Below are 7,309 nucleotides of genomic sequence, written 5' to 3' on the forward strand. Positions count from 1 at the left end.
TCGGCGCCGCCGGGCTGGAGCCGGGCCTGCGCGCGCTGCAGCAGGGCGCGACGCTGGCGCTGGCCAACAAGGAGACGCTGGTCTGCGCCGGGGCGCTGGTGCTGGAGACCGCGCGGCAACACAGGGCGCAGTTGCTGCCGGTGGACAGCGAACATTCGGCGGTGTTCCAGGCCCTGGTCGGCGAGGATATCGGCGCGGTCGAGCGGATCGTGATCACCGCCAGCGGCGGCGCCTTCCGCGACTGGCCGCTGGAGCGGCTGAAATCGGCGACACCGCAACAGGCGGCCTGTCATCCGAATTGGGACATGGGGCAGCGGATCACCATCGATTCGGCCTCGATGTTCAACAAGGCCCTGGAACTGATCGAGACGCGGGAGTTCTTCCAGGTCGATCCCGAGCGCATCGAGGTGATCCTGCACCCCGAATCGCTGGTGCATGCGCTGGTGGGCTTTAGCGACGGTGCGCTGATGGCGCATGTCGGCCCGCCGGATATGCGCCACGCGATCGGTTATGCGCTGAACTATCCCGACCGGCGCAAACTGCCGGTGGAGCGGCTGGACCTGACCCGCATCGGGCAATTGACCTTCCGGGCGCCGGACGCGGCGCGGTATCCGGCGCTGCGGTTGGCGCGCGAGGTGATGGCGCGCGGCGGGTTGGCGGGCGCGGTGTTCAACGCCGCCAAGGAACGCGGGCTGGATGCGTTTATTGCCGGGCGCATCGGATTCCTGGACATGGCGGCGGTCGTGGAACGGGTGCTTGACCGGTTTGACGCGCAATCGGGTCTCATTGACGCCCCAATGACCCTTGATAACGTGTTGCAAACGGACCATCTGGCAAGAGCATGGGCCGACGAGGCAATGAAAGAACAGGCAGGCTGAGAATTTGGATATCTTTGCGCTTATTCCGCAGTTCGGCGGGTTGATCTACACGCTGCTGGCCTTTGTCGTGGCGCTGTCGATCATCGTCGCGGTGCACGAATTCGGCCATTACATCGTCGGGCGCTGGTCCGGTATCCATGCCGAGGTGTTTTCGCTGGGCTTCGGCCCGGTGCTGTTTGCGCGCACCGACCGGCGCGGCACGCGCTGGCAGGTGGCGGCGCTGCCCTTTGGCGGATACGTGAAATTCCTGGGCGATTCCAACGCCGCCTCGGGCAAGGATTCCGGGGTGATGGCGGCGGCCTCGGCCGATCCCGAGGCGCTGCGCAAGACCATGCATGGCGCGCCGCTCTGGGCCCGCGCGGCCACGGTCGCGGCCGGGCCGGCGTTCAATTTCGCCATGTCCATCGCGGTGTTCACCGCCGTGTTCATGTTGCGCGGCGTGGCCAGCGATCCGCTGACCGTGGGCGAGATCCAGCCGCTGCCGGGCGGCGCATACGAGCTGCAGGAAGGTGATGAACTGCTGGCCGTCGGCGGCGTCACCGTGCCGAAGTTCAACACCGAGGGCGGCGAGGACTGGTCCGCGTTCCGCGCCGCGCTGCCGGAAGAACGGGCGCTGGCCTATACCGTGTTGCGCGATGGGCAGCAGATGGAGGTCGATGGCCCATATCTCTATCCGCCGCTGATCAGTTCGGTGGCTCCGCGCAGCGCGGCGATGGATGCGGGGTTTCGCCCCGGCGATGTGATCGTCGCCGTCGATGGCGACCCGATCTTTGCCTTCGATCAGTTGAAAAGCCGGGTCGAGGCATCGGACGGGCGGGTTCTGGAAGTGTCGGTCTGGCGTGAGGGTGAAAACCTGCAATTCGCGCTGGCACCGCGGCGCACCGACGAACCGCAGCAGGAGGGCGGCTTTGCCACCCAATGGCGCATCGGCGTGGTCAGCGGCATGGCGATCGAACCTGCCAAGGAGGCCGCCGGCCCGGTCGAGGCGCTGGTGGGAGGGGTGGCCCAGACCGGCGCCATCATCACCGGATCGCTGTCCGGCCTGTGGCATATGATCACCGGCGCGATCAGCACCTGCAACATTTCCGGGCCGATCGGCATCGCCGAAACCTCGGGCGCGATGGCTTCGCAGGGGGCGCAGAGCTTTATCTGGTTCGTCGCGGTGTTGTCGACGGCGGTGGGGCTGCTGAATCTGTTCCCGATCCCGGCGCTGGATGGCGGGCATCTGGTGTTCTACGTCTACGAGGCCGCCACCGGCCGGCCGCCCAATGACCGGGCGCTGCAGGTGCTGATGGCCTTCGGCATGGCGGCGATTCTGACGCTGATGGTCTTTGCCCTGGGCAATGACATCTTCTGCTGAGGGCGCCGGGCTGTCTGCACGCGAAACTTCCTGAATTATAAGGCCTTACGGGGCGTTGCCAACGTATTCCCGGCGCGGCTCCCGCCGCCGTCTTGCGCAGCGATGCCGCGCCGGGGTCCAAGTGTTGCCATATTCCGGCACTATTTTCTGGCGTCACAGGCAGAAGAGGAACGGACGATATGCAAGTTTTGCAGCACTCCTATCGCGGACTATCGCTGGTGATGACCCTGAATTGGGATCGCCTGCTATATCTGCTGACCATCGCATTTGCGCTGATGGCCGGGGCCTATCTGGGCGGTCTCTAAGCCCGACCGCCGGTTGCGGCGTCTGTGGCAGAATTTCGGCGGCGTCCGGTAAAATCCGGGGGCCGTTTTTTTGTGGTTTTGACATCCAAGTTCAATCCCGATACTCACAGGACAATAGCGGATAAGAATTGGGTTCGGGACATGGGATTGGGGACGTTCGCAGGCATATCCTGCGTTAGCCGAAAATCAGGCGCCAACATCTTGTTGCGCATTTTCTCGATCATGCTCGTCGCCGCCGCCCTTTCGGGCTGGCTTTCGGTGGGATTGGCGCAGGCTCAGAGCTATCAGTTCAACCGTATCGAAGTAGAGGGCAATCAGCGTATCCAGACCGGGACGATTGCAACCTACGCGGGTATCGAGCGGGGCCGGACCATCAGCGCCGGCGAGTTGAACGACGCCTATCAGCGGATCCTGAACAGCGGCCTGTTCGAAAGCGTCGATCTGATTCCGCAGGGGGCCACGCTGCTGGTTCGGGTGGTGGAAAACCCGTCGATCAACCGCATCAATTTCGAAGGCAACCGCCGCATCAAGGACGAGGCGCTGGAAGAGTTCATCGAAAGCGAACCGCGTCGGGTATTCAGCCCGGCCCAGGCCGAGGCCGATGCCAATACCATCGCCCAGGCCTATGCCCAGCAGGGGCGGGTTGCCGCCACGGTGACGCCGCGCATCATCCGCCGCAGCGACAACCGCGTCGACCTGGTCTTCGAGATCTCCGAAGGCGACACCATCGAGATCGAGCGGGTCAGCTTTGTCGGCAACCGGGTGTATTCCGACCGCCGCCTGCGCCGGGTTCTGGAAACCAAGCAGGCCAATTTCCTGCGCGCCTTCATCCGCGCCGATACCCTGGTCGAAGAGCGGATCCAGTTCGACCGGCAGGTGCTGCGCGATTTCTACCTGTCGCGCGGCTATGTCGATTTTCGCACCATCAGCACCAATGTGGAGCTGACGCGCGAACGCGACGCGTTCTTCCTGGTGGTCAATGTCGAGGAAGGCCAGCAGTTCAAGTTCGGCCAGATCCGGACCTCCAGCCAGTTGTCCGAGGCCAACGCGCAGGATTTCCAGAATGTCCTGCAGATCAAGCCCGGCGTGGTCTATTCGCCGACCCTGGTGGAAAACTCGATCACCCGGATGGAACGGCTGGCCATCGAGCAGGGCATTGATTTTCTGCGCGTCGAACCGCGGATCACCCGGAACGACCGCGACCTGACGCTGGACGTGGAATTCGTTCTGACCCGCGGTCCGCGCATCTTTGTCGAGCGCATCGACATCGAGGGCAACACCACGACGCTGGACCGGATCGTGCGCCAGCAGTTCCGCATCGTCGAGGGCGATCCGTTCAACCCGCGCGAGGTGCGCCAGAGCGCCGAACGCATCCGCGCCCTGGGCTTCTTTGAAAATGCCGAGGTCAATGCGCGCGAGGGCTCGACCGCTGACCAGGTGGTGATCGACGTGAACGTCGACGAACAACCGACCGGGTCGCTCAGCCTGGGTGGCTCCTATTCGGTGAATGACGGCTTCGGCGTGGCGATCGGGCTCAGCGAAAGCAACTTCCTGGGGCGCGGCCAGCGGCTGAGCTTTACCGCCTCGACCGCCGAGGATTCGGAACAATACAGCATCGGCTTTTCCGAACCCTATCTGCTGGGCCGGGATCTGCAATTCGACCTGGACCTGGGCGTTGCCGAGACCGATTCATCCTACGCCACCTACAATACCGACCGCGGCTATTTCACGCCCAGCCTGTCCTTCCCGCTGAGCGAAAACAGCAGCATTCAGGTGCGCTATGGCTATGCCTTCTCGGAAATGGTGGGGCGCGAAGATGTTACCACCGGCAATGTGATCGCCAGCGAGATCGGCTTTGGCAAACGCAATACCAGCACCGTCGGGCTGACCTATACCTATGACAGCCGCCTGACCGGCCTGAACCCGAATGCCGGCGTCCTGTTCGAGATCGGCGCCGATTATGCCGGCCTGGGCGGCGACAACGAATTCATCCGTTCGCGGGTGCGCACGATCGCGCAGACCATGGTTTTGAACGAAGAGGTGACGCTACGCGCCACGGTCGAGGCTGGCGCGCTGAGCTGGAAAGGTTCGAATTTCAGCCGCACGCTGGACCGCTTCCTGCTGAATCCTGACTTCATCCGCGGTTTCGAGCCGGGCGGTATCGGTCCGCGCGACCAGTCCAACGGCGAAGACGATGCCATCGGCGGCAACTATTACGCGGTGGCCCGGTTCGAGGCCGAGTTCCCGCTGGGTGTTCCCGAGGAAATCGGCCTTCGCGGTGGCGTGTTCTACGATGTCGGCAACCTGTGGGATCTGAGCGATGCCAATACCGCCGCCAGCGGCAATATCGTTGGTGCCAACGGGTCGCTGCGTCACGTGATCGGCTTCTCGCTGCTGTGGGATACCGGCTTTGGCCCGCTGCGGCTGAACTTCTCCGAAGCGATCAAAAGTGAATCCTTCGACAAGGAACAGAGTTTCGACCTGACCATTCAGGCCAGGTTCTGAGGCGCGCGTGCGCGGTGCCTGCGTCCTGAACTGGATGCGTCTGGTCACGGCTGTCTGCGCAGTGCTGCTGTTGGGATGGACGGCCGAGCCGGCCCAGGCGCAGCAGATCGGCGTGCCGAACAGTGCGATCCTGACCATCTCGTCGGATCGGTTTTATGCCGATTCCGCCTTTGGCCGGCGCATCGCCCGCGAGATCGAGCAGGACAGCCTGGAGCTTTCGGCCGAGAACCGCCAGATCGAGGCGGAACTAACCGAGGAAGAACATGACCTGACCGAGCGGCGCCCGGTGATGGAACCGGACGAGTTCCGCAAGCTGGCCGATGCCTTCGATGCCAAGGTGCAGGATATCCGCAGCCGGCAGGACGCCAAGGCCCGCGCCCTGAGCCAGCGTCACGACGAGGCGCGCGGACGCTTCTACGAGGCGGCGCAGCCAGTGCTGGCGCGGCTGATGCGCGAGGCCGGCGCCGGGGTGATCCTGGAACGCTCCAGCGTGTTCCTCAGCGCCAATGCAACCGATATCACCGATGTTGCGATCGCGCGCATCGACGCGGCGATCGGCGACGGTCTGGAATTGGCTGTGCCCCAGGGCGCGGGTGCTGATGCTGTTGCGCCACCGCCGACGCAGCAGGACTAGCCTTGCTTGCCCATTGCCGGTGGGATTGCTAGTCAGACCAACGACAACTGTGGAAAGACCGATATGAGCGACACGTTGCTAAGCGCCGACATCCAGCTGATCCAGCGCATTCTGCCGCACCGCTATCCCTTCCTGCTGGTGGACAAGGTGGTCGATATCGACGGCACCAGATCGGCCCGTGGCATCAAGAACGTCACCATGAACGAGCCGCATTTCCAAGGGCATTTCCCCGGCGTGCCGGTGATGCCGGGGGTGACGATTGTCGAGGCGATGGCGCAGACCGCCGGGGTGATGATCGGGGCCGCACTGGACATGGCAGACAAGGATCTGCTGATTTATTTCATGGCCATCGACAACTGCAAGTTCCGCCGCAAGGTCGGGCCCGGCGATGTGCTGGACATGCATGTGACCACGCTGCGCGGCAAGCCCGGCGGCAAGGTCTGGCGCTTTGGCGGCAAGGCAACGGTCGAGGGTGAACTGGCCGCCGAGGCCGAGTTCACCGCGATGATCGACATGCCGAAAGGGTAGGACATGTCCCAGATCCATTCCAGTGCGGTGGTCGAACCCGGCGCGCAGATCGGCAAGGATTGTGTGATCGGCCCGTTCTGCGTGATCGGGCCGAACGTGGTTCTGGGCGACCGGGTCGAGCTGAAATCGCATGTGGTGGTCACCGGCGATACGGTGATCGGCGACGAGACCGTGGTGTTTTCCTTTGCGGTGATCGGTGAAATTCCCCAGGATCTGAAATTCCGCGGCGAGGCGAGCCGGCTGAACATCGGCCGGCGCAACCGCATCCGCGAGCATGTGACGATGAATTGCGGCACCGAGGGCGGCGGCGGGGTGACCCGTGTCGGCGATGACGGGCTGTTCATGGCCGGGTGCCACATCGCCCATGACGCGCAGGTGGGCGACCGGGTGATCGTGGTCAACAACGCCGCCATCGCCGGCCATTGCGTGCTGGAGGATGACGTCATCATCGGCGGGCTGTCGGGCGTGCATCAATGGGTGCGCATCGGCAAGGGCGCGATCATCGGTGCGGTCACCATGGTGACCAATGACGTGATTCCCTACGGGTTGGTGCAGGCGCCGCGCGGCCATCTTGACGGGCTGAACCTGGTCGGGCTGAAACGGCGCGGCGTGGCGCGTTCGGACATCACCGCGCTGCGGGCGGCGTTCCAGATGCTGGCGCAGGGCGAGGGCACCTTCCAGGACCGCGCCCGCCGCCTGGGCGAGGAAACCGAAAGCGATTACGTGCGCGAAATCGTTGCCTTCGTGCTCGGCGGCAGCGACCGGTCATTCCTGACGCCCGGAGGCTAGCGGCATGCTGGCGATCATCGCCGGGCAAGGCCGCCTGCCGGGTCTGATTGCCGGGGCGCAGCCAGCGCCGCCGTTGATCTGCGCGCTGGCCGGCTTCGAGCCCGAGGGGCTCGCCCCCGATCTGGTCTTTCGCCTCGAAACCCTGGGCACGCTGTTGCAGCAGCTGCAGGCGCGCGGCGTGACCGAGATTTGCCTGGCCGGAGCGGTGCGCCGCCCGCCGGTGGACCCTGCGGCGATTGACACCGCAACCCGGCCGCTGATCCCCCGCCTGACCGCGGCGCTGTCGCGTGGCGATGACGAGGTCGCACAG

Annotated in this window: 7 protein-coding genes and 1 pseudogene; all 8 read left to right on the forward strand. The window is 64.5% G+C overall.

The window, feature by feature from the left end; translation table 11 throughout:
• A partial coding sequence (gene dxr / locus CVM52_RS21980; RefSeq protein ID WP_100164524.1) for a 1-deoxy-D-xylulose-5-phosphate reductoisomerase occupies positions 1-878 on the forward strand: 878 nt, incomplete at its 5' end.
• Between the two features lie 4 nt (positions 879-882).
• On the forward strand, positions 883-2,238 hold the full coding sequence (gene rseP / locus CVM52_RS21985) for an RIP metalloprotease RseP (protein WP_100164525.1): 1,356 nt from the start codon (positions 883-885) through the stop codon (positions 2,236-2,238).
• 179 nt (positions 2,239-2,417) lie between these two features.
• On the forward strand, positions 2,418-2,543 hold the full coding sequence (locus tag CVM52_RS28000; protein ID WP_276308654.1) for a hypothetical protein: 126 nt from the start codon (positions 2,418-2,420) through the stop codon (positions 2,541-2,543).
• 141 nt (positions 2,544-2,684) lie between these two features.
• Entirely contained in the window at positions 2,685-5,048 is a 2,364-nt protein-coding gene (gene bamA, locus CVM52_RS21990; RefSeq protein ID WP_100164526.1) for an outer membrane protein assembly factor BamA, read from the forward strand.
• Between the two features lie 61 nt (positions 5,049-5,109).
• A complete protein-coding gene (locus CVM52_RS21995) occupies positions 5,110-5,682 on the forward strand; it encodes an OmpH/Skp family outer membrane protein (protein ID WP_240621035.1) in 573 nt (190 codons plus the stop codon).
• Positions 5,683-5,745: 63 nt separating this feature from the next.
• Complete coding sequence (gene fabZ, locus CVM52_RS22000) at positions 5,746-6,210, forward strand: 3-hydroxyacyl-ACP dehydratase FabZ (RefSeq protein WP_100164527.1); 465 nt, start codon at positions 5,746-5,748, stop codon at positions 6,208-6,210.
• Between the two features lie 3 nt (positions 6,211-6,213).
• A complete protein-coding gene (gene lpxA / locus CVM52_RS22005) occupies positions 6,214-6,999 on the forward strand; it encodes an acyl-ACP--UDP-N-acetylglucosamine O-acyltransferase (RefSeq protein WP_100164528.1) in 786 nt (261 codons plus the stop codon).
• A 4-nt stretch (positions 7,000-7,003) separates the two neighbouring features.
• Positions 7,004-7,309: pseudogene (locus CVM52_RS22010) on the forward strand (LpxI family protein); the annotation flags it as partial.

Source organism: Pseudooceanicola lipolyticus (assembly GCF_002786325.1).
Lineage (GTDB): Bacteria > Pseudomonadota > Alphaproteobacteria > Rhodobacterales > Rhodobacteraceae > Pseudooceanicola_C > Pseudooceanicola_C lipolyticus.

Bases quoted from the DNA above. Each gene is read 5' to 3' on its own strand.
- CVM52_RS28000 (WP_276308654.1), top strand. From the start codon at position 2,418: ATGCAAGTTTTGCAGCACTCCTATCGCGGACTATCGCTGGTGATGACC.
- bamA (WP_100164526.1), top strand. From the start codon at position 2,685: ATGGGATTGGGGACGTTCGCAGGCATATCCTGCGTTAGCCGAAAATCA.
- fabZ (WP_100164527.1), top strand. From the start codon at position 5,746: ATGAGCGACACGTTGCTAAGCGCCGACATCCAGCTGATCCAGCGCATT.
- lpxA (WP_100164528.1), top strand. From the start codon at position 6,214: ATGTCCCAGATCCATTCCAGTGCGGTGGTCGAACCCGGCGCGCAGATC.